This is a genomic window from Dellaglioa sp. CoH-57-MRSF-18 (genome assembly GCF_056781995.1).
On the sequence record NZ_JBXAXX010000297.1, the window covers coordinates 1 to 230 of the forward strand.

At 65.2% G+C, this 230-nt stretch carries 1 protein-coding gene; it reads left to right on the forward strand.

Annotation, left to right across the window (positions count from 1 at the left end; all coding sequences use genetic code 11):
- The coding region (locus AC1RPG_RS09020) for a hypothetical protein (protein ID WP_481762646.1) at window positions 1-230 on the forward strand (230 nt) is incomplete at both ends.

Genomic DNA, 230 nt, shown 5'->3' on the forward strand with positions numbered 1-230 from the left:
GCGCATCCGCCGTTTACAGTACCTGCCGTATAGTCGCGCGCAGGCGCGGTGGTCCGCGCAAAACGGTGTGGCTGGCTTTTCTTCCTTCTTCCGAACGATCCTGGTGCGTGGCCCCTGGTTGGCCCTGCTGTTGTGCTGCACGCAGCTGCTGGCTGTGCCGGCGCTGGCCCAGGATGACGACCCCACGCCCAAGCAGCAGCTGGCGCAGATCGACAGCACGCTGAAGGATG